The sequence below is a fragment of the Streptomyces sp. NBC_01431 genome, from assembly GCF_036231355.1.
Classification (GTDB): Bacteria; Actinomycetota; Actinomycetes; order Streptomycetales; family Streptomycetaceae; genus Streptomyces.
Genome location: NZ_CP109496.1, coordinates 644,454 through 667,287, shown reverse-complemented (window position 1 = coordinate 667,287; position 22,834 = coordinate 644,454). Strand labels below are relative to the sequence as shown.

General features: G+C 71.0%; 22 protein-coding genes and 1 pseudogene. 8 read left to right on the top strand and 15 right to left on the bottom strand.

Features of this window, described 5'->3' with window-relative positions:
• Window positions 1-12 precede the first annotated feature (12 nt).
• Both OG522_RS03325 and OG522_RS03320 read left to right on the top strand, forming a co-directional pair.
• A complete protein-coding gene (locus OG522_RS03325; protein WP_329461397.1) occupies window positions 13-2,136 on the top strand; it encodes a hypothetical protein in 2,124 nt (707 codons plus the stop codon).
• Between the two features lie 53 nt (window positions 2,137-2,189).
• Window positions 2,190-3,833: an ABC transporter substrate-binding protein gene (locus OG522_RS03320; protein WP_329461396.1), complete on the top strand. Its 1,644-nt coding sequence runs from the start codon at window positions 2,190-2,192 to the stop codon at window positions 3,831-3,833.
• 25 nt (window positions 3,834-3,858) lie between these two features.
• Here OG522_RS03320 and OG522_RS03315 read toward each other — a convergent pair whose 3' ends face one another.
• From OG522_RS03315 to OG522_RS03295, 5 genes are all read right to left on the bottom strand, one after another.
• Window positions 3,859-4,335, bottom strand: a complete 477-nt coding sequence (locus OG522_RS03315) for a hypothetical protein (RefSeq protein WP_329461395.1) — start codon at window positions 4,333-4,335, stop codon at window positions 3,859-3,861.
• A gap of 134 nt (window positions 4,336-4,469) precedes the next feature.
• Complete coding sequence (locus OG522_RS03310; RefSeq protein WP_329461394.1) at window positions 4,470-5,876, bottom strand: PLP-dependent cysteine synthase family protein; 1,407 nt, start codon at window positions 5,874-5,876, stop codon at window positions 4,470-4,472.
• A gap of 57 nt (window positions 5,877-5,933) precedes the next feature.
• Complete coding sequence (locus OG522_RS03305) at window positions 5,934-7,319, bottom strand: hypothetical protein (protein WP_329461393.1); 1,386 nt, start codon at window positions 7,317-7,319, stop codon at window positions 5,934-5,936.
• Between the two features lie 197 nt (window positions 7,320-7,516).
• Window positions 7,517-8,932, bottom strand: a complete 1,416-nt coding sequence (locus OG522_RS03300) for an amidase (protein ID WP_329461392.1) — start codon at window positions 8,930-8,932, stop codon at window positions 7,517-7,519.
• 117 nt (window positions 8,933-9,049) lie between these two features.
• On the bottom strand, window positions 9,050-9,880 hold the full coding sequence (locus OG522_RS03295) for an alpha/beta fold hydrolase (RefSeq protein WP_329461391.1): 831 nt from the start codon (window positions 9,878-9,880) through the stop codon (window positions 9,050-9,052).
• A 165-nt stretch (window positions 9,881-10,045) separates the two neighbouring features.
• Between OG522_RS03295 and OG522_RS03290 the strand changes: the two are divergent.
• A pseudogene (locus OG522_RS03290) lies at window positions 10,046-10,368 on the top strand (oxidoreductase); the annotation flags it as partial.
• Window positions 10,369-10,452: 84 nt separating this feature from the next.
• Here the strand turns inward: OG522_RS03290 and OG522_RS03285 are convergent.
• Together OG522_RS03285 and OG522_RS03280 are read right to left on the bottom strand one after the other, a co-directional pair.
• Window positions 10,453-10,836, bottom strand: a complete 384-nt coding sequence (locus tag OG522_RS03285) for a tautomerase family protein (RefSeq protein WP_329461390.1) — start codon at window positions 10,834-10,836, stop codon at window positions 10,453-10,455.
• 145 nt (window positions 10,837-10,981) lie between these two features.
• On the bottom strand, window positions 10,982-11,905 hold the full coding sequence (locus OG522_RS03280) for a glutaminase (protein ID WP_329461389.1): 924 nt from the start codon (window positions 11,903-11,905) through the stop codon (window positions 10,982-10,984).
• 445 nt (window positions 11,906-12,350) lie between these two features.
• On the opposite strand from OG522_RS03280, the gene OG522_RS03275 reads away from it, so the two are divergent.
• On the top strand, window positions 12,351-13,268 hold the full coding sequence (locus OG522_RS03275; RefSeq protein ID WP_329461388.1) for a DUF6891 domain-containing protein: 918 nt from the start codon (window positions 12,351-12,353) through the stop codon (window positions 13,266-13,268).
• 215 nt (window positions 13,269-13,483) lie between these two features.
• Window positions 13,484-14,332 (top strand): Rieske (2Fe-2S) protein, encoded by an 849-nt coding sequence (locus tag OG522_RS03270; RefSeq protein ID WP_329461387.1) that lies wholly within the window; start codon window positions 13,484-13,486, stop codon window positions 14,330-14,332.
• 77 nt (window positions 14,333-14,409) lie between these two features.
• On the opposite strand, the gene OG522_RS03265 is transcribed toward OG522_RS03270, so the two are convergent.
• The 5 genes from OG522_RS03265 to OG522_RS03245 all read right to left on the bottom strand — a co-directional run bounded on the left by OG522_RS03265 (window position 14,410) and on the right by OG522_RS03245 (window position 17,144).
• A complete protein-coding gene (locus tag OG522_RS03265) occupies window positions 14,410-14,583 on the bottom strand; it encodes a CsbD family protein (RefSeq protein ID WP_329461386.1) in 174 nt (57 codons plus the stop codon).
• A 433-nt stretch (window positions 14,584-15,016) separates the two neighbouring features.
• Window positions 15,017-15,178 (bottom strand): DUF5670 family protein, encoded by a 162-nt coding sequence (locus OG522_RS03260; protein ID WP_329461385.1) that lies wholly within the window; start codon window positions 15,176-15,178, stop codon window positions 15,017-15,019.
• A 94-nt stretch (window positions 15,179-15,272) separates the two neighbouring features.
• Window positions 15,273-16,268: an iron-containing redox enzyme family protein gene (locus tag OG522_RS03255; protein ID WP_329461384.1), complete on the bottom strand. Its 996-nt coding sequence runs from the start codon at window positions 16,266-16,268 to the stop codon at window positions 15,273-15,275.
• A complete protein-coding gene (locus OG522_RS03250; RefSeq protein ID WP_329461383.1) occupies window positions 16,265-16,459 on the bottom strand; it encodes a CDGSH iron-sulfur domain-containing protein in 195 nt (64 codons plus the stop codon). Before OG522_RS03250 ends, OG522_RS03255 begins: the two co-directional genes overlap by 4 nt.
• 28 nt (window positions 16,460-16,487) lie before the next feature.
• Window positions 16,488-17,144, bottom strand: a complete 657-nt coding sequence (locus tag OG522_RS03245; RefSeq protein WP_329461382.1) for a HemK2/MTQ2 family protein methyltransferase — start codon at window positions 17,142-17,144, stop codon at window positions 16,488-16,490.
• Between the two features lie 519 nt (window positions 17,145-17,663).
• Here OG522_RS03245 and OG522_RS03240 point away from each other — a divergent pair.
• Entirely contained in the window at window positions 17,664-18,800 is a 1,137-nt protein-coding gene (locus OG522_RS03240) for a hypothetical protein (protein ID WP_329461381.1), read from the top strand.
• Between the two features lie 70 nt (window positions 18,801-18,870).
• Here OG522_RS03240 and OG522_RS03235 read toward each other — a convergent pair whose 3' ends face one another.
• Complete coding sequence (locus tag OG522_RS03235; protein ID WP_329461380.1) at window positions 18,871-19,140, bottom strand: GlsB/YeaQ/YmgE family stress response membrane protein; 270 nt, start codon at window positions 19,138-19,140, stop codon at window positions 18,871-18,873.
• 266 nt (window positions 19,141-19,406) lie between these two features.
• On the opposite strand from OG522_RS03235, the gene OG522_RS03230 reads away from it, so the two are divergent.
• Window positions 19,407-19,877 (top strand): Dps family protein, encoded by a 471-nt coding sequence (locus OG522_RS03230; protein ID WP_329461379.1) that lies wholly within the window; start codon window positions 19,407-19,409, stop codon window positions 19,875-19,877.
• Between the two features lie 26 nt (window positions 19,878-19,903).
• Here OG522_RS03230 and OG522_RS03225 read toward each other — a convergent pair whose 3' ends face one another.
• Window positions 19,904-20,248 carry a hypothetical protein gene (locus OG522_RS03225; RefSeq protein ID WP_329461378.1) on the bottom strand — a complete coding sequence of 115 codons (345 nt, stop codon included), beginning with the start codon at window positions 20,246-20,248 and terminating at the stop codon, window positions 19,904-19,906.
• 123 nt (window positions 20,249-20,371) lie between these two features.
• Window positions 20,372-21,364, bottom strand: coding sequence for an MsnO8 family LLM class oxidoreductase (locus OG522_RS03220; protein WP_329461376.1), 993 nt, complete (start codon window positions 21,362-21,364; stop codon window positions 20,372-20,374).
• Window positions 21,365-21,562: 198 nt separating this feature from the next.
• On the opposite strand from OG522_RS03220, the gene OG522_RS03215 reads away from it, so the two are divergent.
• A complete protein-coding gene (locus OG522_RS03215; protein ID WP_329461375.1) occupies window positions 21,563-22,735 on the top strand; it encodes an alpha/beta hydrolase family protein in 1,173 nt (390 codons plus the stop codon).
• The last annotated feature ends 99 nt before the right edge of the window (window positions 22,736-22,834 follow it).

Genomic DNA, 22,834 nt, shown 5'->3' with positions numbered 1-22,834 from the left:
GCGGTGAGTGCGGTGGGGGATCTTGATGCGGCAGAGGGTGCGGATGCGTTCCTGCGGCACATGTTGTGGCGGTATCCGGGGCAGCGGCAGCCGATAGTGGCGCTGCTCGGTCCCCGGCAGTCCGGCAAGAGCGATCTGTTGCGCGCGGTGTCGCGGGCGTGCGGCGGCACCGTCGTGCACGCGGCCCTCGACTTCGACGAGAACCCTCTCGACCCGGTGTCGGCAGCCGCACTGGTCGCCTTCCAGATGATGCGGGGCTGGGACAACCTGCGCCACGGCCCGGTCTTCCACCGCTTCGGGCTCGGGCTGCTCGCCCTCAACGAGAACCTGGACGCGGACCGGGTCCGGGCCGCGGACCAGATCAAGGACCTCATCCAGCAGTACACCCGCAACACCCGCGGCGGCAGGTTCGCGACCCGCCTGGAGCAGGCGGCGGCCACCACTATCGACGTCGCCCAGGGAGCGCTCAGCCCGCTGGTCTCGGGACCGGGCCGCGAGGTCGTCTCCGCGGTCCGCGAGCAGGCCAAGCCCGTCATCGGATTCCTGCTGCAAAGCGCCGCGCGCTGGGGCGTAAGGGACGCGCTGCGCTGGCACATCAGCGTGCCCGAAGCCGAGTCCGCGCGCTCCATCGACGCGCTGATCAGGCTGAGTTCCACCTCCCGCTCCGCTTCGGTCGGTCCCTTGATGGCCGCGTTCCTCGCCGATGTCAAGGACCAGGCCGAGCGGCATCCGCCGCTGCGTTCCGCCTGCTCGTGCGTGCTGCCGGTCCAGGCCGGCCGCCGGGACCGCCACGACCACGCGTGGATGCTCCTGGTTGACGGCGCCCAGACCCCCAGCGGGCGGCGCTTCCTCACCGAGCTCGCGGGGGCCCGCGCCCGCAACCAGCAGGCGGACGTGGACGGTTCGGGCGCGGCGGACGCCCTTCTGGTCCTGGCCGCGTGCGGGCAGTGGCAGTCCGAGTGGACGTCGTGGTGGTGCGAGCCCTGGCGCCCCACACCCCGAGCCGCCACACCCCAGCGCCGCGTTCCCCTGCTCTCCCGCGCGACCCGCGGCCTGTGGGCACAGGAGAACGAGGCGGCCGTCCGCGTAGAGCGCGGCCCGGCGGCTGCCTGGTGGTACCCGGTGTGGCTCGACCCGATGACCGAGGAACAGGTCGGCTACGCGATGGACAGCTCCGATCCGTCGCCCGCCCGCCCCCTTGCCTCGTCCGTCGTCCACCGGCTCACCGGAGGCCACCGCGGCGCCGTCCTGGCCGTCCTCGACGAACAGTTCGGCGCCCGCCCCGCCCAGCACGGCTCAGGGCCCGCCGTCTCCCTGCTCTCGCCCGCCGACGAGCAGGGCGCGCCCCTGTGGTCGGCCGCCCTGGAGACCAGCCTGCCCGACGGGCTGCCCGTCCCCGGCTCCACCTGGAGCACGACCCCCGCGGTGGTGCTCACGGCCGCCTACCTCACCGACGTCCGCACGGCCCACGACCCCCGCCTGCCGGCGGGCATGCCGGAACTTCCGCGCAGCCTGGAACTGCTCCGCCGCCACCTGTGGGTGAGCACCTTCACCCACCGCCCCTCCCGCATCCGGGACATCGGCTGGGGCGACGCCGACGGTCCGGCCACCCTGCATCCCTGGCTGGCCCGCTGTGCCCTCACCGCGCTCAGCGCCGCCCACCCGGCGCAAGGGGAACGCTGGGACGAGGTGTTCACCGCGCAGTCCGTCGCGCTGGCCACGGCGCCCGTCCACGGCGGCGACGCGGCCGCGGTCGAGCGGAGACTCTTCCACGACCTGGCCCTGGGCCGCTTCGCGCCGGTGGCCGCGGCGCTGGCCGACCGGTTCGACGAGGACCACCGCGCGTGGATCCGCCTGCTCGACTACCTGTCGTCGGCGCCCTGCCCCCATCTGTACGAGCGGTCCCCGCAGGAGGCGTACGCACTCCTGCTCGGCGACGTCGAGGACGGCGGTCAGACGGTGCTCGCGGTGGCCACGGCCAAGCTGCTCGCACTGCTCTGGCTGTACAACGACCCGCTGACCGAGCACACCCGGCGCTGGGACGGCGAGATACAGGAGTGCTTCAGCCGTCTCGCACACAACTCCCGGCTGCTGGACGTCAGTCCGCTCCAGCAGGCGGCAGCGGCCTTCGCCTAGCCCCGAGACGGCCGCAGCACCCCGCGCCCTCGACCGCACCGCAAGGAGTGTCCATGCCACCCGCTGTAGGCAACCCCCGCTTCGGGCGGCTGCGCCGCCATCCGGTGCTGTCGGTCGTCGCGGCCCTCGTGATCCTGTCCGGCCTGCTGCTCGGCGGCCGCTGGGGCTACGGCCGGCTGTTCCCGCCGTCGCTGACCTGCGGCACCGGCATGACCGCCACCGGGACGCCGCTCGCCTGCGCGGGCGTGAACATCGACAGCGCGCCCTTCACCTCCCACGAGCCCGCCCGTATGCGGGAGTTGGAGAAACTGGTCAAGTCCGCCAACGACGGTGTGAAGGGTCCGTACACCAGCATCGTCCTGATGCTGGACCTGTCGCCCGTCTCCGATGTGGACACGCTGACCTACGACTCCCTCTACCCCAACATCGAGGGGGCCCTGACGGCGGTGTGGCGGGCCAACAACACCGCCGCCTACGGCAGTACGCCCGCCATCAAGCTGTACCTCGCCAACATGGGCAGCCAGTACGGCTCCTGGGCCGAGACCGTGGCGCGGGTCAAGGAGCACGCGAGCGCCGAACACATCTCGGCAGTCGTGGGCCTGGGCCAGTCCACCGAGCAGACCCGCCAGGCCGCCGCGGCGATCTCCGCCCAGCTGCACATCCCCGTCATCGGCTCCACGGTGACCGGCAATTCGATGAACACCGACCCGGGCGACCCGGCCGGAAAGAAGCAGATCGTCGACATGTTCCGGGTCTCGCCGACCAATTCGGACTCGGTGACTGCCGCGAACCAGTACGTCTCCACGCTGCACCCCGCGGTGGGCTCCCTCGCCGTCGTCGCCGACAGCGTCACCGGCGACGACTACACGCAGACGCTCGCCGCGGACGCCAAGACCCGGTTCCGGGCGCCGAACCGCACCGTGACCGTGCTCCCGTACACCTCGCCCAACGACCTGCCGGCCGGCTCGGGGCGCCAGGACTACCTGGTGCAGCAGTTCAACCTGATGCACGCCAACCTGTGCCAGGCGGCCCCCTCCGTGGTCTACTTCGCCGGCCGCGGCCGCGACCTCGGGGCTTTCGTGGAGAACTGGGTGCAGGGCACTCCGTGCGGCATCGCCCAGTTGCACATCCTCGCCGGGGACGACGCCTCGGAGAGCATCCACGACAAGGCCGTGCTCAACGGCATCGCCTCCGGCCGCGTCACCGTCGCGTACACCGCGCTCGCCAGTCCCGACGAATGGGGCAAGGAGTGTCCCGGCTCGGACGCGAAGCACAACTACGACCAGTTCTGGACCGCCTTCACCGGACGGCCCGACCCGTGCACGGGCCAGCCCCTGACCGCGGACAAGGACGTGGCGACCCTCTCCTTCGACCCCGCGGACCTGGGCAGCGGCCAGGCCATGCTCACCCATGACGCGGCGGTGGCGGGGATCAGCGCGGCCCGGCGCGATGCCGTGGGGCTGAAGAACCCGGGCCTGGAGACGGGCATCCTGCACCAGTTCTACTGCGCTCAGATGCTGCCCGGCGCCAGCGGCTGGCTGTCGTTCGGCAGCGACGGCAACCCGGCGGGCAAGCCCACACCGGTGGTCCAGCTGGGCGCCGACGGCTCCGCCAGGACCACCGCCCTGACCTGGCCGGACGGCAGCCCCAACCTGAGCCTGCCGCAGCGCGGGGGCAAGGGGGCGCCGGGCTGCTGACCGCGCCCCGAGCGCACCCGGTTCGTCACGGTTCGGGGCGGGTCATGCGGGAGCGGTCGTATGCGGCCCAGTCGTCGGGGGGCCAGGTGGGTTCGGGTGCTGCCAGGGCGGCCTCGATCTCGGTGCCGAGCGGGCGGTGGTAGAACTCGTCCAGGCTCAGGGCCAGTTCCAGGGCCTCGACGACCCGGCTGCCCAGCGGCCTGGCCATCCGTGAGGCGCCGCCGGGGAACCCGACGAGGTGTCGCGCCGACCGGATCCGGTTCTCGGCCCGCGCCGTCATGCCGGCGACGCTGAATCCGATCGCCGTGGCGAGGCTCGTCATGGTCTGCTCGGCGGCCGAGGTCAGCTCCTGGAGGCCCAGCAGGGTCTGCGACGGGCCGCCGGCGCTGGATTCGTTGGGGATCTTGCCGTACCCGGCGCGCAGCTCCTGGTCCTCCTCCGTCAGCAGCTCCTTGATCCGCTGCATGGCACGCATGATGACGACGAGCTCATCGATCTCCACAACTGCCCCTTCCGCCAGGCACCTTGAACACGACGGTACGGGCAGCAAGGCGCATTCGCGGTCGTTCTGGTGCAACAACCCCTCCTGTTGGGCCGGTCGGCCGGCCCGAACGCCGGGCCGGTGCGCGGGAGGAGTCAGCGGGCGGCCGCGTGCAGATCGGCCGCGGTGATCAGGGCCACGGCGCAGCCGTCGTGCACGACAACGGCCGTGTCGTGCGCGGTCCGGGTCAGTTGGTCGTGCGCCTCCCTGGCCGGTTCTCCGTAGCCGAAGTGGGGGAGCGGCGGGTCGAGATGGTCCGACAGCGGGTCCGCGGGGGTGGCCGCGCCGTCGTGGACGGCGGCTTCCAGACCGGACAGGCTTACCGAACCGGTGAGTTCGGGTGCGGTGGGGCGGCGGTCGGGTCCGGCGGGGCACGGGCCGGCGGGCAGGACGGGTGCCGCGCCGCCGAGCTCCCTGGTGCGCAGCACGGCGAGCGCCTCGCCCACGGTGGTGCGGGTGTTGAGGTAGGGCAGCGGCGTGGCGCGCGCGTCGGGGGGAGTGGCGTCGGCGACCCGGGCCCGGCTCTCGTCGCCGTCGAGGAAGCCCAGGCGCAGCATCCACGCGTCGTTGAAGTACTTGGACAGATAGAGCCTTCCGGAGTCCGGCATGATCACCACCACGACCGCGTCGGGTCCGGACTCCGCCGCGACCTGCTGGGCCGCGGCGAGCGCCGTTCCGGACGAGCCGCCGACCAACAGGCCCTGCTCACGCGCCAGTTGACGCAGGGTGTCCAGGGCGAGCCGGTCGGCGACGGGGATGACGCGGTCGACGACGTCCTGGTGGTAGGACGTGGGCCATACGTCGTCGGTGGTCTCGGGGTGCAGGAAGTGGCCCGCCGCCTCGATGAAGTAGGGGCGGCCGTCTCCCCCGGAGTAGACGGAGGAGGCGGGGTCCGCCCCGATCACCTGGACGCTGTTCCCGCTGACCTCCTTGAGGTACCGGCCGGCACCACTGATGGTGCCGCCGGTGCCGATGCAGGACACCAGGTGGGTCACGCGCCCCTGGGTCTGGCGCCAGATCTCCGGCCCCGTGGTGAGGTAGTGGGCCTCGGGGTTGGCCGGGTTGTCGTACTGGTTGGCGAGCCACGCTCCCGGCGTCGTTTCGGCGATGCGGGCGGCGGTGCTCATGGGGTGGTCGGGGTGCTGGCGCGGCAGGCCGCCCGGTTTGACCACGACCTCGGCGCCGAAGGCCCGCAGGGTGGCGACCTTCTCCACGCTGGCCCGGTCCGAGACGACCAGGACGCTTCGGTACCCCTTTTCGGCCGCTACGAGGGCGAGTCCGATCCCGGTGTTGCCGGAGGTCGCCTCGATGATGGTCCCGCCGGGCCGCAGCAGTCCGTCCCGCTCCGCCTGCTCGACCATGAGCCGGCCGATCCGGTCCTTGGCGCTGCCCCCGATGCTCAGATACTCCAGTTTGGCGTAGACAGCGGCGGGGCTGGCGGTTCGCAGACGGACCAGCGGGGTGCCGCCGATGAGGTCGAGTGCAGACTCGTAGACATCCATCACGGCACCCTAGCCAATGGCCGGTCCACGCAAGGTCCGTACCCGATCGGATCGCGGCTAGGAGTGTCCGCCGGCCAGTGACCACTCACGGTTGAGGGTGCCCAGCGGGATGCGGTGCTCGATGACGGGCGTGCCGAACAGGGAGAGCTGGAAATGGAGTTGGCCGCTCAGGTCGAAGCCGCCGTACAGCGCCCAGGCTCCGGTGAGCGACGTCTTGCCGTCGCTGGACGCGGCAGCCTTGACGTCTGCCTCGCCGCGTACGTACGGAGCGAAGTCGGCACTCACACCGACGGCTCCGTACAGCCCGACGGAGGCCTCCGCGCCGAGGGCGCCCTTGACGCGTCCGGAGGCGGTGACGCTCGCCTGCACCGGGGTGCTGTGCACGGCCGAGGTGCTGACCGGGGCCCAGCCCTTGCCCGAGGCGTAGCTGCCGCCGACGCGGAAGTCGCCCTTGACGTCCTGCTGGACATCGAGGGTGACGTGGCCGTCGGCCTCCACCTGGACATAGCAGGTCAGGTCGAGGTTGACGACGACCGGCACCGGGCCCACCTGGATGACGGGAGCCGTGTGCAGCTGGGCGAACGGGATCCGCTTGGGTGCGCCCGTGCTCGCGGCGGCGCGCCCCTTGAGCGCCCACTGTGAGGACCAGTCGCCGCTCATCCCGAGGAACGCGGACTTCAGTCCGAGCCCGCCGTCCGTCCTGCCGTCGTACGAGAACTCCACCTCGGGGGCGAGCTGGACGAAACCGGAGACCGACGCGGCGGCCGACGCGGGGGCGTCCTTGGCGGTGTCCACCGAGGCGTTGACGTCGAGCCGCAGGTTGCCCAGCGGCAGCTTCGCGCCCTGCGGGCCGAACCGTACGCCCTGGCTCTTCGCCCAGGAGAAGGTCACGCCCTTCATCAGGGGCACGACGGTGACCGAGGCCGGATCGACCGGCACCTTGCCGTCGGCCTTGTCGTCCTTGAGGACGGAGGCCAGCGTCGTGGACGCGGTCTTCACCTCGGTGCCGTGGTCGGTCTTGCCGACGACATCGGTGACCTTCGCGAGCAGGCCGTTGGGGGCGCCGGGCGCCGGGGCACTGGCGATGATGTCGCCCACCGCGACGGGCTTGTCGGGTGCGGGGGAGTGGCTGGGCGACGGAGTGTGCCCCTGGGGGGCCGTGGATATGACGGCCCGTTGGCTCGCCTTGTCGTAGGAGGCGACCTTCAGCGAGGACTTCTCCGGCTGGCCCTTGCCAGTACGGGTGCGGGCCAGGGGTGTCGGTGCGGACGACCCCTGTGGCGCGGCGGCCACGTCGAGCTGCTGCGCGCCGTCGGCCGATGTGGTGGTGGCGGCGTTCGGCACCTCGGCGGCGCCGGTGTGCGTCGGCGAGGAGCAACCCGTGGCGGCGAGCGCCACGGCGGTGAGGCCGGGGAGCAGGAGGCGTCTGGTGAGCATGCGCACGTAGGTGTGACCTTCGAAGTTGGGGGAGGGGCGTTACCCGCAAGTAACGTGAAGGATGATCATGCCATGTGTGCGGCGGGGCAGTCACCTTGAGAACCCCCAACTCACCTGCGGCGCAAGACGGTTGAATCTTTCACCGAAGGCGGGGCCGGGCCGGATGTGATCGGGCGCCTGTCGGCGTCGGCCCCTCGTCGGGTTCAGCGGTGCGCGCGGGCGGTGGGTGCGGTGCGCTCCCAGGGGCACAGTTCTTCCAACTGGGCTGCCACATTGAGCAGTTGGCGTTCCGAGCCGGGCCGTCCGACGAGCTGGACGGAACCGGGCAGTCCCGTCGCCAGAGTGCCGAAGGGCATCGCGAGGGCGGGCAGACCGGAGAGGTTCCAGGGCGGAGTCATCGGCGAGCAGACGGTGTTGACCAGCACGTTCGCCAGCCATCCGCGCTCGTGCCAGGCGGCGGCCGCCGGGCCTCGCCGGGCGAGCGCGGGGGTGAGCAGGATGTCGTACTCCGCGAAGAACGGATCGAGGCGCTTGTTCAGCGCGGCCCGGTGGTCCGTGCGCAACAGGCCCAGCCGCCCCGCGAACCGGCCGACCGCCGCGTGGCGCCGGGTGCGGGGAGCGAGCAGCCGCGGGTCGAGGCCTTCGGCGTCCTGCGCGGTGCCCCCGGCCCAGCGGGCGAGGACGACGGTGCCGAAGGAGAGGGGGTAGGGCGGGTGTGCGATCGCCACATGGTGGCCCGCACCACCGAGGGTCCGCGCGGCCTGGCGAGCGAGCGCCGCGTACGTCCCGCTGACCCGCACCCCCGCGATCGGGCTGCGCGCGGAGAAGGCGATCTTGAGTGGGTGGTGGCCGGACGGTGTGGTGCGGCCTGCCCTCGGCCCCTCGTCCGCCCCACTCGCCACCGACTCACCGTCGGCCGCGTCGAACCGTTCGCCCGCGAGCACGGAGAACATCAGCCGTGCGTCGGCCGATGTCGTCGCCAGCGGGCCGTTCTCCGACATCCCGAACCAGCCGCCGCCGAGATCGACGGGCACTCGCCCGGTACCCGGCTTGAGGCCGATGAGGCCGCAGTGCGCGGCGGGTATGCGCAGCGAACCCATGCCGTCGTTGCCGAGCGCGATCGGTACGAGGCCCGCCGCCACGGCGGCCGCGCTGCCGCCGGAGGAGCCGCCGGCGGTGCGCGTCGGGTCCCACGGGTTGCGCGCGATGCCATGCACCCCGTCCGTCGTGCCGAAGACACACAGCTCCGGTACGTGGGTGAGGCCCAGCACCACGGCCCCGGCCGCCCGCAGACGCGCCACGGTGACATGGTCCTCGGCGGCCGGTGTGGCGGGCGTCGCGGCCGAACCGTTGCGCGTGGTCTCGCCGCGTACCGGCAGATTGTCCTTGACGGCCACGGGCACACCGGCGAGCGGAAGTTGGGACAGGTCCGCCCGTGCGCCGACCGCTTCGGCCTCCGCCAGCGCGGCTGCGGCGCGCACCACTCGGAACGCACCGATCCGCCCGTCCTGCCCGTCGATCCTGGCGAGGTGTTCGGCGACCACCTCCCGGGGTGTGACCACCCTGCGGCGCACCGCTTCGGCTATGTCGGTGGCGGTCCGGCCTGCCCACTGGGTCACGGTGGCTCCTCGGCGCTGATGGCTCGGTCACAAGGACGGGGAGGCCACTGTGTCCGACCCGCATGTGTTCTGTCGACACCGTGGATCTTCGCGCAGGCGAACCGGCCCCCCGCTCGGTCAGCGGCCGGTGAACTCCCGCAGATCTGCGTTGAGTTGCTCGGCGTGGGTGACGTACAGGCCGTGGCCCCCGTTCTCGTACAGCTTGAAGACGCTGCCGGGGATGAGGGCGGCGGCGCGGCGACCCGTGAGATCGATGGGCGCGGAGGCGTCCTTGTCGCCGTGGATCACGAGCGTCGGAACGTCGATCTTCCGTATCTCGGGAGCCATTTCCAGGGTCACGAAGTTGGCCACGATGGCGGTCGCGGCACGGGCCGTGGCGCCGTGGCAGTCCCGGACCACCTTCTGCGCGTACGCGGCGGAGACGTCGTTGCCGGGCAGGCCGAGGGCGAAGTAGTCCTCCATACCGCTGGAGAAGAACTCGGCCCGGTCCCTGCGGAAGGTCTCGTTGGCCGCCTCGATGGCCTCGGCGGGCAGCCCGTCGGGGTTGTCGTCACTGCGTACGATGCCCGGTGCCATGCCGGCGACCAGGGCGAGCCGCGCTACCCGCTCGCTGCCGTGCCGGGTCAAGTACCGCACCGATTCCGTGGTTCCGATGGAGTGCCCGATGAGGGTGACGTCGTGCAGATCGAGGTGGTCGAGGAGCGAGCCCAGGTCGTCGGCGAGCGTGTCGAGGTCGTAACCGTCCCACACGTCCTCGGACTTGCCGTGGCCGCGCCGGTCGAGCCCGATGCAGCGGTAGCCCTCGCAGGCGAGGGGCAGTATCTGGAACTCCCACATCTCGGTGCCGAAGTAAGCGGCGTTGACGAAGACCAGGGTGGGTCCTTCGGCCGGTCCGTAGTCGATGAAGTGGAGCTTGGTCCCGTCGGTGGAACTGGTGAAGTACGGCATGAGGCTCTCCCCGTTGGTGCGGTGACACCGACCGCTGTCGTGTGGTGTGCCCACACTGTGGCCCAGGGCGGAGGTAGGGGGCGATTACCTCCGGAGTAATGAGGGCGGCGTGGGGCGGTTGGCCCCGCCCGTTCCGGCCGGTCGTGCAGGGTGCGCTGTCCCAGCCACGCCACCCTGGCCGCCGCCCACGTCCTGCGCATCGAACGCGGGCTCCTCGGCACCGTCCGGTTCCGCAGCCGGGAGTACGGCACCCTGGCCACCCACGCCGACCGGGAAGGCGCCATCACACTGGACTTCCCGGCCGCGCCCAGTGCCGAAGTCCCCGTCCCGCAAGGCCTGTTGGAGGCCCTGGCCGCCTGGGCCGCACCCGGCTCACCGGCCTCCAGGCCTCGGCGCGCACGGGCCTGGTCCGCACGGCGCTGCACGGCGACCGTGTCCTCCTCACGGGAAACGCCGTCACGGTCCTGGACGGCACCCTGCACGCGTAGTTCGGGCCGTGCCTCTGGGCGCGCGGGTGCCTGACACCTTGCTCTGGGCCGGATCTGCCGGGCCGGTGCGGCGGCCGCACCGGGTCAAGGAGCGTACTGCGTCAAGCCGTTGCCGAGGGACCAGTCGATCGACTCGTTCTCCGTCACGGTGACGAACACGTTCCCCGGCTCTGTGCCCGCGTAGGCGTGGGCGAGTTCGGCGATGCGCCGGTAGAGCGCCTGTTTCTGCCCGGGGGTCCGCCCGGAGCGCATGGTGATCGAGATGTACACGATGCCGTGGTCGCGGGGGATCCCGAGGTAGTTGTCGTAGCGCAGTGTGCTGCTCACCCCGTCGTGGCCGACCAGGACCTGGAAGCGGTCGTCGGGCGGGATGCCGATGCTCTCGACCAGGGCGTCGTGGACTGCGCGGCCGAGGGCGTCCAGGCGATCGCTGTCGGCTCCCAGCGCGTCGATGCGGACAAACGGCATGGTTTCAGGTCCCTTCTGTCGCCGGATGTGGATGTCCAGCGGGCGGCGTAGCCTTCGACAAGGGACTGTACATACCAGTAGGTACAGAAAGGAAGGGTGGCCGCCAGAGCCTGAGATGGGGGGATGCGGCGGTCGTGACGCCGGGTCAGAACACGGACAGGCCCGTCAAGGTGGTGAAGCGGTCCAGTGCCGCCACACCGGCCACCGAGTTGCCGCGTTCGTCCAGCCCGGGGCTCCATACGCACAGCGTGCAGCGACCGGGCACGACGGCGATGATGCCGCCGCCCACCCCGCTCTTGCCGGGCAGGCCCACGCGGTGGGCGAAGTCGCCGGCGGCGTCGTAGGTGCCGCAGGTCAGCATGACCGCGTTGATCTGCTTGGCCTGACTGCGGGTGAGCAGCGCCGAGCCGTCGGCACGTATGCCGTGGCGTGCCAGGAACCCGGCGGCCCGCGCCAGATCGGCGCAGGACGCCTCGAAGGAGCACTGCCGGATGTACTGGTCGAGGAGGTGCGGGACGGGGGTGGTGATGTTCCCGTACGACGCCATGAAGTGGGCCAGCGCGGCGTTGCGGTCGCTGTGCGCGGCCTCGGACGTGGCGACCTGCTCGTTGAAGGTGAGACGGGCGTTGCCGGACTCGGCACGCAGGAAGTCGCGCAGCGTGCCGGCGGCGTCGCCGGTCAGGGTCTGGAGGCGGTCGGTGACGACGAGGGCGCCCGCGTTGATGAACGGGTTCCGCGGGATGCCGGCCTCGTACTCCAGCTGCACCAGGGAGTTGAACGGGTTGCCGGAGGGTTCGCGGCCGACGTGTTCCCACAGGGCGTCGCCCTCGCTGGAGAGGCACAGCGCGAGGGTGAAGACCTTGGTGATCGACTGGGTGGAGAAGGGCTGTTGCCAATCGCCTACCCCGTACACCGTGCCGTCGAGTTCGGCGACGGCCATCCCGAAGCGCTGCGGGTCGGCCGAGGCGAGGACCGGAATGTAGTCGGCCGGGCGGCCGCGGCCCGGCGTGGCCGCGATTTCGGTGGCGATGCGGTCCAGGACCGGCTGGAAGGAAGAGGACACGCTCAACTTGCTCCGACTCCGTACGGTGCTGCGACGGAGACACCCTACGACAGCCGCCCGGATGTCCCCGCCGACCGGCCCGCCGGGGGCGGCGCCTGCGGGACCGGTCGGCGGCGAGGCCGTTAGTCGTGTGCCCCCACGGGCTCGATCCGCATACGGTGGCGGCGCAGGAGGCGCCCGGTGCGCAGGCGATGGGTACTTCGGGAATCAGTGGTCCGGGTTCGAACCCCGGCGGTCGGGAGCGATCCCGCGGTGGTGTAAGTGCACGCTGGTTTATTGGCTCCATAGCCGCCATTGACCTCGGGCGCCCCCTGCGCACATCCGCTCCCCGCGGGGACCGGGCCCGTACGAGCGGGGGCGACCGCGCTCGGCGCGAGCTGCCGTTGCCGACGCCGGTGTTGGCGGTGGGCAGTCCGGTGGATTGTCAGTGGGGCATGCGATCGTGGCTGGCATGTTGGAGATCACGGTGGAGACGGAGCACGGCGAGCGGCACTCCAGGGTGGCCGCGGAGGAGTTCGCCGGGCTTGTGCGGCGGATCGGCCCGGAGGGCGACAGGTTCCTGGTCGTCCAGCGGATCCCTGATCTGCCCGACGTGTTCATTCAGGTGTGGCACGACGCCGGGGCCGATTACACGCTGGAGTACCGCGACGGCGCACCCGACCGGCACTTCCGGGCGACGCTCGACGGGCCGGAAGCGGTGATCGCGGCCATGACCGGCTGGGCCCGCCTGAGCGAGGACTGGAATGCCGGGCCGGATTGGGAGCGGTTGGACTTCGGACCAGTTGCGCCCGTTCCCGCGCTGGAACTCGGCGACGAAGAGCGCGGGCTGCTGGAGGCCCGGGTCCGTGAAGTGATACTGGGTGGCTATGCCACCCGCGCGGAGTTGGCGGAGCTGGCCGAGGACTATCTCGTCACCGCGGCCGCCCGGCCGGTCTCGCCCGAGCAGGCCCGGCGATTGGTGGACCGCATGTGGTTGGAGCGCGTCGAGGAACAGGCCGGCTGGGTGGGGGAGACGGATCCGGACCGGCTCTCCAGGGCGTTCACCGCGCTGGACGCGGCGGGCATCACGGCACGGGAGCACTTCACGTGCTGCCGTTCGTGCGGCCAGTCGGAGATAGGCGGCGCCGGTTCGCCGGACGCGCGCGGCTTCGTCTACTTCCACTCCCAGTGCACCGACGCGGCCGCGTCCGGGCACGGACTGACCCTCTTGTACGGCGGGTTCGACGGCTCGCCGGAAACCACCGCGGCTGTCGGCAGAGAGGCGGTCGCCGCCTTGAAGGAGTGCGGCCTGACGGTGGAATGGGACGGCGACCCCGGCCAGGCCATCACGGTGGCGCCGCTGGACTGGCGCAGACGTCTCGTGGGCTGAGTCGGGTGGCGAAGCCTCGATGAGGCCAGACGAGGTGGCATCGCGGGCCGAGCGGGGTGGAGAAGACCCGAAGCCGTTTGGGCGGTGGGCGGGAAGGTAACCCGCACGACATGCGACTGCTGTCAGCGATGTTTGCGAAGCCAAGCGTGAGTTCCGGCCCTGCCAAAGGTCAGCGAAAGCGATGTGGGGCGGCAGGCCCGAGCGGGCTCCCGCTCGTGAAGGCGCTCGACGCGCTGGGAGGGGCCGAGGCTCTGGACCGGGTGATCAGCCCCTTGCAGCGGGCCGTGCGGGGTCTGCCGCTGGGACGCTGCCGCGACGTTCTGCACGGTCGCCAGATCGGGCATCCCCTCCATCCGGCACTGGTCCAGGTACCGATGGGCGCCTGGCTCTCCGCAGCGGTCCTCGACCTCGTGCCGGGAGCGGGACGCAGCGCGCGGCTGCTGGTCGGTGTGGGCGTGGTCTCCGCGGCGCCGACCGCACTGTCGGGGTGGGTGGACTGGGCGGAACAGCCGCCGCAGCAACTGCGCTCCGGGCTGGTGCACGCCGTATCGAATGCCACCGCGATCGGGCTGTATGCCGGGTCCTGGAGGGTACGGGGCCGCGGCAAGCCGGTGCTCGGCAGGGCGCTGGCGTTCGCCGGGCTCGCCGCGGCCGGTCTGGGCGGCGTGATCGGTGGGCACATCGCCTTCCGGCAGGCGGCGGGCTCCAACAAGACGGAGGCCGTGGCGCATCTGGTGAAGCCCGGCTGGCACAGCGTGGGCACGGTGGCGGAGTTGCCGGTGGGCCGAGCGGTGCGGCGCATGCTGAACACGGTGCCCCTGTTCGTCATGCGATCGGCGGACGGTGACTTCCACGTATTGGCCGACGGATGCAGCCACTTCGCGGGTCCGCTCTCCGAGGGCACCGTCTCCGACGGCTGTGTCGAATGCCCTTGGCACTCAAGTGTGTTCCGCCTGTCCGACGGCATGAACGTGGCCGGTCCCGCCACGTCGCCGCAGCCCGTCTTCGAGACCAAGGTGACCGAGGACGGCCTTCTGCAGGTCCGCCTCCCCACCGTCGGCTGACCCCGCACTGCGCGGGATCCGGCGAGAGCACGGCGGAGCCCGGCCGGTTTTCCGGCCGGGCTCGACTGCGCAGTGGGTCAGTGCTTGAACACGTCCTTGGTCTTCTCCTTGGCCTGACGCGCGTCCCCCTTGGCCTGCTCGGCGCGGCCCTTCGCTTCCATGCTCTCGTTGCCGACGGCGCGCCCCGCCGCCTCCTTGACCTTGCCCTTCGCCTGCTCGGCCTTGGCCTTGGTCTTCTTCTCACCGGACATAGAAATCACTCCTGTGGACTCGTCGGACAGCAACGACATACATACGTGTGCACGCGCGCGGCCGATCCAAACGTGGTGGTTCGAAAACTGCTCCTCTGATTCCACACATGCTTCTCGACGAGGCGCAAACAGTGCGCCGCCAATAGTGTTCGGCAGTTTGGCGAGAATTCCCCGGGGCGCCTTTGTTCCCCCGCGGCGCTCGTGGAGATCCCACGCACACTCTGCGTCTCAAACCGTACGCCCGGTCCGCGCCCGGCGCTTCACGAGAAACCGGTGCGATCGCCGGGGCGGTGGAGGCAACCGGCTTCCCGTGCCACCGACATGACAGCGGCTACCGACATGACAGTGGCGCGCCGCACCGCGAGGGGTGTGACGCGCCATCGCCACACATGACGTGTGACCTGTGCAGATGGGGCTCAGCCCGCCTGACCGGCTACCAGCGGTACCAGCGGCCGCCACCGTCCCTCGGGCGGGCCACGAAACCGATCAGCCACAGAACGAGGACGACGATCGCGATCCACCAAAGGATCTTCAGAGCAAAGCCGGCACCGAAGAGGATCAGGATCAGCAGAAGGACGAGAAGCAACGGAATCATGGTTATCACCCTCCGAGCCACCGAGTACCCAGCGGATATCAGATTACACCCGGGGATTCGCAGGGCGCATTTTGTGAGGGCGTAATTCCTGGGGTCAGTGCGCTGCCACGGGTTGGGGGTCGTACAGGGCCGAGCGCCCATTGTTCCAAGCCGTCAGGAGGCGATCGGCGAGCCGGGCTTCGACGAGTTCGGTGGCGTCGGCACCGAAAGCTATGTCGGCGTCCAGATGGGGTTCGTCGGCCAGGAGACCCGCGACCACCTCATGGCGGACGACTTGCTCGTGAACGGCGTCCGCCTCCACGTGCTCGGTGTAGAAGTGCTCCGCCGCGGGGCCCGCCCCCAGGCGGCGCATGGCGGCGGCCAAGCGGCGTGAGCCGGGCGAGGACGTGATCTCCACGGTGGCGAAATGGCCGACCAGGGCGCCCCGCAGCGCGCGGTGCAGTCCGAAGAGCGACATGAGATTGACGACGGCCAGGGCCTCGGCCGGCGCCTGGTCCACGTAATGGCCGTAGCCGGTGTCCAGGCCGAGATCCTCCATCAGGTCCGCGAAGAGCCGGGCGTGGATGCGTTCGGCGCGCCCGGCGCCGAACTCGTCGTACTCGACGGCCACCATCGCGGCCTTGGCCCGCCCGCGCAGGCGCGGTACGACCCAGACATGGGGGTCGGCTTCCTTGAGGTGGTAGAGCGAGCGGACCATCGCGTACTCCCGCATCTGCCAGAGCTCTCCGTCGTCGGCCAGGTGGTGGCTGACGCTGCCGGTGCGGTCGACCGGTTCCACGAGCAGGTCGTCCAGAGCCTGCCGTGCGCCGCGGTTGTCCGGTGTATCGGCGCGCAGGGCGCACAGGAACGGGGCCTCCAGGCACTGGCGCACGGCGAGCAGGGCCGGGTGCCATTCGAGGTCGTCGCTCACAAGGGCGAAGCCGCGGTAGTGCAGTTCGTACAGCACATACAGGGCGAGCTGTAGGTCGTCACCGTACGGATCGGCGGTGCGGGTGTCGGCCGCGCCGGGGAGTTGATCGACCGGGCCGTCGCGCAACGCGGCGATCACGGCATGGGAAAGGGGGCCGCGCGGGCTGGGCAGGGCGGTCACTGAGTGTCCTTCACGGCGTTGGGGTCCTTCGTGCGGCGGCGGTGGCTGGTGTCGCACCAGGGCGGGGTGCGGGTGCGCCGACAGGTGCAGACGGCGACGACGAAGCGGTCCGAGCGTGCGGTGGTGCCGTCGGCCGCCGTCACCTCGACGGGGCCCTCCACCAGCACCGGACCTTCGGGATCGACAGTCACCCGCCGCGCGGGCGCGGGGCGGGGATGTTCAGGAGCGCTCGGCACGGATCACCACCAGCTCTTCCATCGTGTCGTCGGGGCCGACCAGCCCTCGGGTGCGCAGCCACGCCGCTCGCGAGCGCAGCACGGGCCCGTACGGGATGACGGCCCGGTCGGACACCTTCGCCCGCATACCGGCCGCCTCCAGCAACTGCAGCGTCGCGTCCGTGCCGCTCAGTGCGGACTGGACCAGCATCAGCACGCCGTGCGGACGCAGCAGGGCGGGCGCGGTCTCGCCCAGCCGGTCGAGCACATGGCGGCCGTCGATGCCGGCGTCCCAGGCCCGCGCGGCGCCCCGCGCGGGCGGCCTGCGATGTGGGGCGGGGACATAGGGCGGGTTGCTGAGAACCAGATCGAAGCGGCGGTCGGTGAGGGACTCAAGGCTGCCGTGCCTGACCGTGATCCGCCGCCCGGCGCGCCACGCGTTGAGCCGGGTGCTCCACACGGCACGGCGGGAGACGTCGAGTGCGGTGACCCGGGCGCCCTGATGTGCGGCGTACAGGGCCAGAGCGCCGCTGCCCGTGCCGATGTCCAGTACGTCCAGACCGGTCAGAGCGCCCTCGCGGCGCAGGGCGTCACCGAGCAGCCGGGTGTCGGCCTGCGGGGCGTACACACCGGGCAGCCGCCACAGGCGTTCGGGAACCATGAACCGAGCCGAGGGGGCGCTGGGAGTGATCAAACGCGCCATGGTCGACCTCGCTGAGCGGGTTCCTGGAACAAACCCCGCGTGACTGAGGAATCAGGGTCCTCCACCAGCGTTCCTCGCTTTCTGCCTGACGTCCATTGGGGACGATGCGACGGGGCGCACCGTGGCGGGTACAGGTGCCCAGGGGGACCGCGGTGATGCAGGGCGCGAGGGTTTTTCGCCAGGGAGGGGCCGGGGGTTTGGGTGTGGGGTGCGCATCCCGGCCCCGTCCGCGCGGCGGGCATACGGCGGGCCCAGGCCCGGCACGGGATGTGGTGTGGGACCGCAGCGGGCGGCCTGCCACTGCCGGGCGTTCACCGGGATCGCTAGGGTGTCCGGATGATTCTTCGCGGGGGACGGGGGCGCCTCGTTGCGCACGCCGGGGCCGCAGTTCTGGTGCTTTCGCTGTCGGCCTGCGGCACGCGCACGGCTGGTTCGCCACTTGGCACGGGGCATGTCGGGGCCGAGAAGCTGGGGTTCGTGCGGTACGCCGACAGTGTGCAATGGCCGGCGGCCGACGATAAGGGATATCTCCCGCCCGGCGAGGGGCTGCGACTCCTCGCCCGAGAGGGCAACTGCGTGCTGGGTGTGGGGACTTACCCCAACGGATACGAGAACGTGCCCGTCAACTGGTCGGGCAACGCGGACTGTATCAAGCTCACCCTGCATCCCGACCCCGCGGATTCGCCCAAGGATGAGTCCGACGTGCCGAACTCGATGCGGCATGGAGCCCCCGGCGGCGGCGTACCGGCGCAGGCGGTGGTCGACTGGGACGACGGCTCCCAGAGCTTCGTATCCGATGTTGTGCACATGCGCGAACGGAACGGGCGGATACGGAAGCTGGCCGACCTCAAGCTGCCCTGGGCGGTCAAGCAGACGGACACCTCGGACCAGGGTCAGGTCAACTCGGCCGTACGGAGCGGGAGTCGGCTGCTGATCGCCGGCGGCGAGACCGTCTCCAGCCGCACCGCTCCCTTCCTGTACGTCTCCGACGACCGCGGCGCGACGGTGCGGCGCGTGTCGCTGCCAGAGGCCCCGGCCGGCTGGTCACAGACCACGGCCGGACCGATGGCCGCCGACGGCCAGGAGGTGATCGTGGTCGGCAGGTACTCCTCGAACGCCTTCACCACCGTGCCCACGGGCACGCTGCTGGTCTGGCACTCCGCCGACAGCGGACTGCACTGGACGGCGAGCACGGTCGAGGGGCTGCCGACGGGCACGGTCATGACCGGCGCTTTCCGGGCGGCCGGACGATGGTTCGCCGTGGGCGGCCTCACGGGCGCTCCCACCAAGCCCGAAGTGCCGGTACTGCTCACCAGTCAGGACGGCGCCGCCTGGACCAAGGCCGACACCTCCGCCATGGGTGCGGGAGGTGTCGTCGCGGCGACCGTCGATGCTCAGGGCCACCCCGTTGTGGTGGGCAGCCTGCGCGTACCGGGGAAGAACCCCCAGACGATGCCGACGTACTGCGGGGCGGTCTGGACCGGTGACGGCACCCCGACCGGCTGGCAGCGCGGCGAACTCGGCTGTCACGCCCAGCCGCCGTCCGCCGTGACGACCCTGGCGAACGGCACGGTGGTCATCGCGGGCAACAGCGATCTGTGGCTGCGGCGCTGACAGAGGTGTGCGCAATGCCATGAGGACGCACAACCTCGTGGAATCCGGCCTCGGCCGGCTCCGCCGGAACTCAGTGGCGGCTGCGGCTGCCGGTGATCAGGCGGTAGATGATCAGCACGATGACGGAGCCGACGATGGCCGCGATCCACGTCGACAGGTGGAAGAAACCTTTGATGGAGTGGACATGGAAGATGACCTTCCCGAGCCATCCACCGAGGACGCCGCCCACGATTCCGATGATCATGGTGATGAAGCAGCCGCCTGGGTCCTTCCCCGGCATGATTGCTTTGGCGATGGCGCCGGCGAGAAGGCCGATCAGAACCCAGGCAATGATGCTCATGGTGATCTCCAGGCGTCGGTGTGACCGGGCCGTCAGACACGGTGCACGCGGTTGAGTCGTTCCGGGCCGCCCAAGGCCCCGCCGCGTAGGGTGCCCAGGCCAGGAGCGGTTATGCCAGTCGAGTGGCGCATTGGGGGGCCAGTGGCCGCACGCATGGGCGGCGGCTCCCTCGGTGCGCCGGGGCGGCTTTCGGACGACGTTTGAGCGTCGAATTCCGAGGCACGCGAAAAAAGGACGTGCAATCGAGAACGACGAATGGAGTACGCGTGTCTGTCGTGAAGAGTTCGCTGCCGGAGAAGGACCTGAAGGCGGTCGGCGCAGCGTTGCAGGGCGCACTCGTGGACCTGGTGGATCTCTCGCTTGCGGCCAAACAGGTGCACTGGAACGTGGTCGGACCTCGCTTCCGCTCCGTCCATCTGCAACTGGACGAGGTCGTGACCACGGCACGCCAGCACTCCGACACGGTGGCCGAACGCGCCTCGGCCCTGGGGGTCAACCCGGACGGCCGCTCGGCGACCGTCGCCGCGACCAGCGCGATCGGGACGCTGCCGGAGGGCTGGATCAAGGACTCCGAAGCCGTCGAGATCCTGGTGGTCTCCCTCGGCAAGGTCGTGGAGCGCATGCGCGAGCGGATCGCCGTGACCGGGGAGCCGGACCCGGTGAGTCAGGATCTGCTCATCACGTTGACGGCCGACCTGGAAAAGCACGCCTGGATGTTCCAGGCGGAGAACAATTGACGGCTCGCGGCCAAGGCCCGACGGCGCTACCGCGCGGCGCGCAGCCGCTCGTGCGCCGCACGCTCCCCCTGGACGTACGGATCGGACGCGACATCGTAGGTGCCCGCGTGGAGGGACAGCTGCCCCACTATCCGTTCCCACTCGGCGAGTTCGGCCAGGCGGCGGCCCTCGTCCGCCGTGTCGGCCGGACCGTTCACCTCGTCCTGCGAGGGGCTGTCCGCGGCAGCGGCCAGACGGCGGAACGCCTGGGCGGCCTCGTGATGACCCATCCCCTGCGCCTGGTGGCGCACCGCCTCCCGCCCCGCCCGCTCCGCCGCGGTGGGTCCCTTCGCCGCCGGGTCCGGCTCAGGCAGCGGTTGCTCGTACGTCATTCCTGTCCTGCTCTCTGTTGAGGGGAGGGCGCCCGTGGTCCGGGGCGCCCGGCGGCCGGCTCTTTCGGTTCAACGCCCGGGACCGTCAAAGGAGTTCCGCACCAGAGCGGCTCTCGGGCGCACTCAGCGTTCCGGCGATGTCGGCGGCACGCTGCACTGCTGGACCAGTTCGTAGGAGCGCAACCGGTCGGCCACCGCGTATATGGGCGTGACCAGCATGAGTTCGTCCGCCGCGGTCGCGGCTGCGAGCTCGGTGAGGCGCCGTAGGACCATCTCGGGTGTGCCGTGTGCCTGATGAGCGAGGAAGGCAGCCAGTGCCCTTTCCTCCTGCGCGGTGAACTGATGCCGGGCAGCCTCTTCGGGTGACGGGAACGGCGTGTCACTCTCCCCCTTGAGGAGACCGGCTTTGATGACGTTCATCGGCCCCGCGAGCCGCGCCGCTTCCTGCGGCGTCTCGGCGCACACCGTCTCGACGCAGACCAGCACCCGCGGGCGCTCACACCATCGGGAGGGGGAGAAGTGCGCACGGTAGTGGTCGAGTGCGGCGAGGGTGTTGTCCGGCCGGATGTGGTGGGCGAAGGCGATCGGCAGGCCGAGCTCCGCGGCGAGCGCGGCGCCGGCCGTGCTGGAGGACAGCAGCCACGGCTCGGGGAGCGGCCCGAGCGCGACCTCGTCCAGCAGCAGGCGCAGCGTCGCCGCGACGTCGTCCCGGTACTCCTCGTCCGTCGTCGGACCCGCCCCGCGCCGCAGGGCTCGGGCGGTCGGCTCGTGGAACGTTCCGGGGCCGCGGCCGATGCCGAGGTCGATCCGGCCGGGGTGCAGTGCGGCGAGCGTGCCGAACTGCTCCGCCAGCATGATCGGGGCGTGGTTGGGCGCGAGTACGCCTCCGGAGCCCAGGCGGATGGCTCGCGTCGACGCCGCGGCGTGGGCGGTGAGGACAACGGGCGGGAACGCCCCGATCGCGGGGGAGTGGTGGTGCTCGGCGTACCAAAGCCGTCGGTAGCCGAGGGCATCGAGGCGGCGGGCGAACTCGGTGGTATCCCGCAATGTGTCCACGGCCCGGGTGCCGTTCTGGACCATGGCGACTTCCAGCGCGGAGAGCGGCAGATCGATCATGTGCCCAGGATAGACAGCGGGTCCGACATCGACGGGTGCAGTCCTCGGGTTCCCGGCGCAGGACCACCAACTACTCAGGTATGACGGAGAGTTGGGCCACTCCTCCCTGAAGGTGAGCCGTCATGGACCTCGGGACGGTCATCGGCTCCGTCCGTGGGGCGATGCCGTGCCACGCGGTCCCGGCCTAGCGTTTTGGGCATGAACAGAGCCCGTTCCACCGCCATGGCCACCGTGTGCGTGCTCGCACTCGCGCTGTCGGCCGCCGGTACGACCTCGGCGTTGGCCTCGCCTGCCCACCCACCCGCCACCAACCCCACGGCCTCGAACGCGGTCCAGGCCCCCTCCGGGCTGCCCCGCCCGACGGGCCCCCATGCCGTCGGCCGCAGCATCCTCCACCTCGTCGACGAGCACCGCCAGGACCCCTGGGTACCGTCGGCGGGGGCACGGCAGTTGATGGTGTCGATGTACTACCCCGCCCGGCCCCGCACCGGCGGTCCCGCGCCCTACATGACTGAGGACGAAGCACGGCTCCTGCTCCAGGAGAAGGCGCCCGGTTCCCCCTTCCCGGCCGAGAAGATCAGCGAGTTCCGCACATGGGCCCGCTCCGACGCCGCCCCCGCGGGCGGCAGGTTCCCGCTAGTGGTGCTCTCTCCCGGCTTCACCCTGCCGAGGGCCACGCTCAGCGGACTGGCCGAGGACCTGGCCAGCCGTGGATACGTCGTCGCCCTGGTCGACCACACCTACGAGTCGTCGGGGACGACCTTCCCCGACGGGCGCACCCTGCCCTGCGCGATCTGTGACCAACCACCGGCGGGCGGCCCCGCGACTATCGAGGAGAGCCGGGCCAGGGACGTCTCCTTCGTGCTCGACCAGTTGACGGGGCGTCATCCGGCATGGCGCCATGCCCGCATGATCGACGCGGGACGCATCGCCATGGCCGGTCATTCCATCGGCGGCGCCGCCAGCGCGGTGACGATGGCCGCCGACCACCGCGTCCGGGCCGGGATCAACCTGGACGGAACCTTCTTCGCCCCGGTGCCCGACAACGGTCTCGACGGCCGTCCCTTCCTGATGTTCGGCGAGCAGACCAGTGACCAGGACGACACCTGGAACGCGGCATGGTCGCACCTGAACGGCTGGAAGCGCTGGCTGTCCGTGGCGGGCTCCGAGCACGGCACGTTCACCGACCTGCCCCTGCTCGCCTCCCTGGTGGGTGCTCCCTCCGCGGGCGGGATCACCCCGCAGCGTTCGGAAGAGCTCACCCGGACATACGTCGCGGCCTTCTTGGACCTGCATCTGAAGGGGATCCCGCAGTCCGTGCTCGACGGGCCCTCCGCGGCCGACCCGGAGGTCACCGTCCGCCTTCCGTGATCCTCGCGACCAGGCTAACTCCCGTATCCCCAGCCGTAGTTGACGAATCAGGCGGCTGGGGAGGCGGGGTGGCGCAGGAAGATCCCGACGCCGATACTT

Excerpts from the sequence above, each read along its gene's own strand:
- OG522_RS03320 (WP_329461396.1), top strand. The coding sequence starts at position 2,190 with ATGCCACCCGCTGTAGGCAACCCCCGCTTCGGGCGGCTGCGCCGCCAT.
- OG522_RS03310 (WP_329461394.1), bottom strand. The coding sequence starts at position 5,876 with ATGGATGTCTACGAGTCTGCACTCGACCTCATCGGCGGCACCCCGCTG.
- OG522_RS03295 (WP_329461391.1), bottom strand. The coding sequence starts at position 9,880 with ATGCCGTACTTCACCAGTTCCACCGACGGGACCAAGCTCCACTTCATC.
- OG522_RS03285 (WP_329461390.1), bottom strand. The coding sequence starts at position 10,836 with ATGCCGTTTGTCCGCATCGACGCGCTGGGAGCCGACAGCGATCGCCTG.
- OG522_RS03275 (WP_329461388.1), top strand. The coding sequence starts at position 12,351 with ATGTTGGAGATCACGGTGGAGACGGAGCACGGCGAGCGGCACTCCAGG.
- OG522_RS03265 (WP_329461386.1), bottom strand. The coding sequence starts at position 14,583 with ATGTCCGGTGAGAAGAAGACCAAGGCCAAGGCCGAGCAGGCGAAGGGC.
- OG522_RS03260 (WP_329461385.1), bottom strand. The coding sequence starts at position 15,178 with ATGATTCCGTTGCTTCTCGTCCTTCTGCTGATCCTGATCCTCTTCGGT.
- OG522_RS03245 (WP_329461382.1), bottom strand. The coding sequence starts at position 17,144 with ATGGTTCCCGAACGCCTGTGGCGGCTGCCCGGTGTGTACGCCCCGCAG.
- OG522_RS03235 (WP_329461380.1), bottom strand. The coding sequence starts at position 19,140 with ATGAGCATCATTGCCTGGGTTCTGATCGGCCTTCTCGCCGGCGCCATC.
- OG522_RS03225 (WP_329461378.1), bottom strand. The coding sequence starts at position 20,248 with ATGACGTACGAGCAACCGCTGCCTGAGCCGGACCCGGCGGCGAAGGGA.
- OG522_RS03220 (WP_329461376.1), bottom strand. The coding sequence starts at position 21,364 with ATGATCGATCTGCCGCTCTCCGCGCTGGAAGTCGCCATGGTCCAGAAC.
- OG522_RS03215 (WP_329461375.1), top strand. The coding sequence starts at position 21,563 with ATGAACAGAGCCCGTTCCACCGCCATGGCCACCGTGTGCGTGCTCGCA.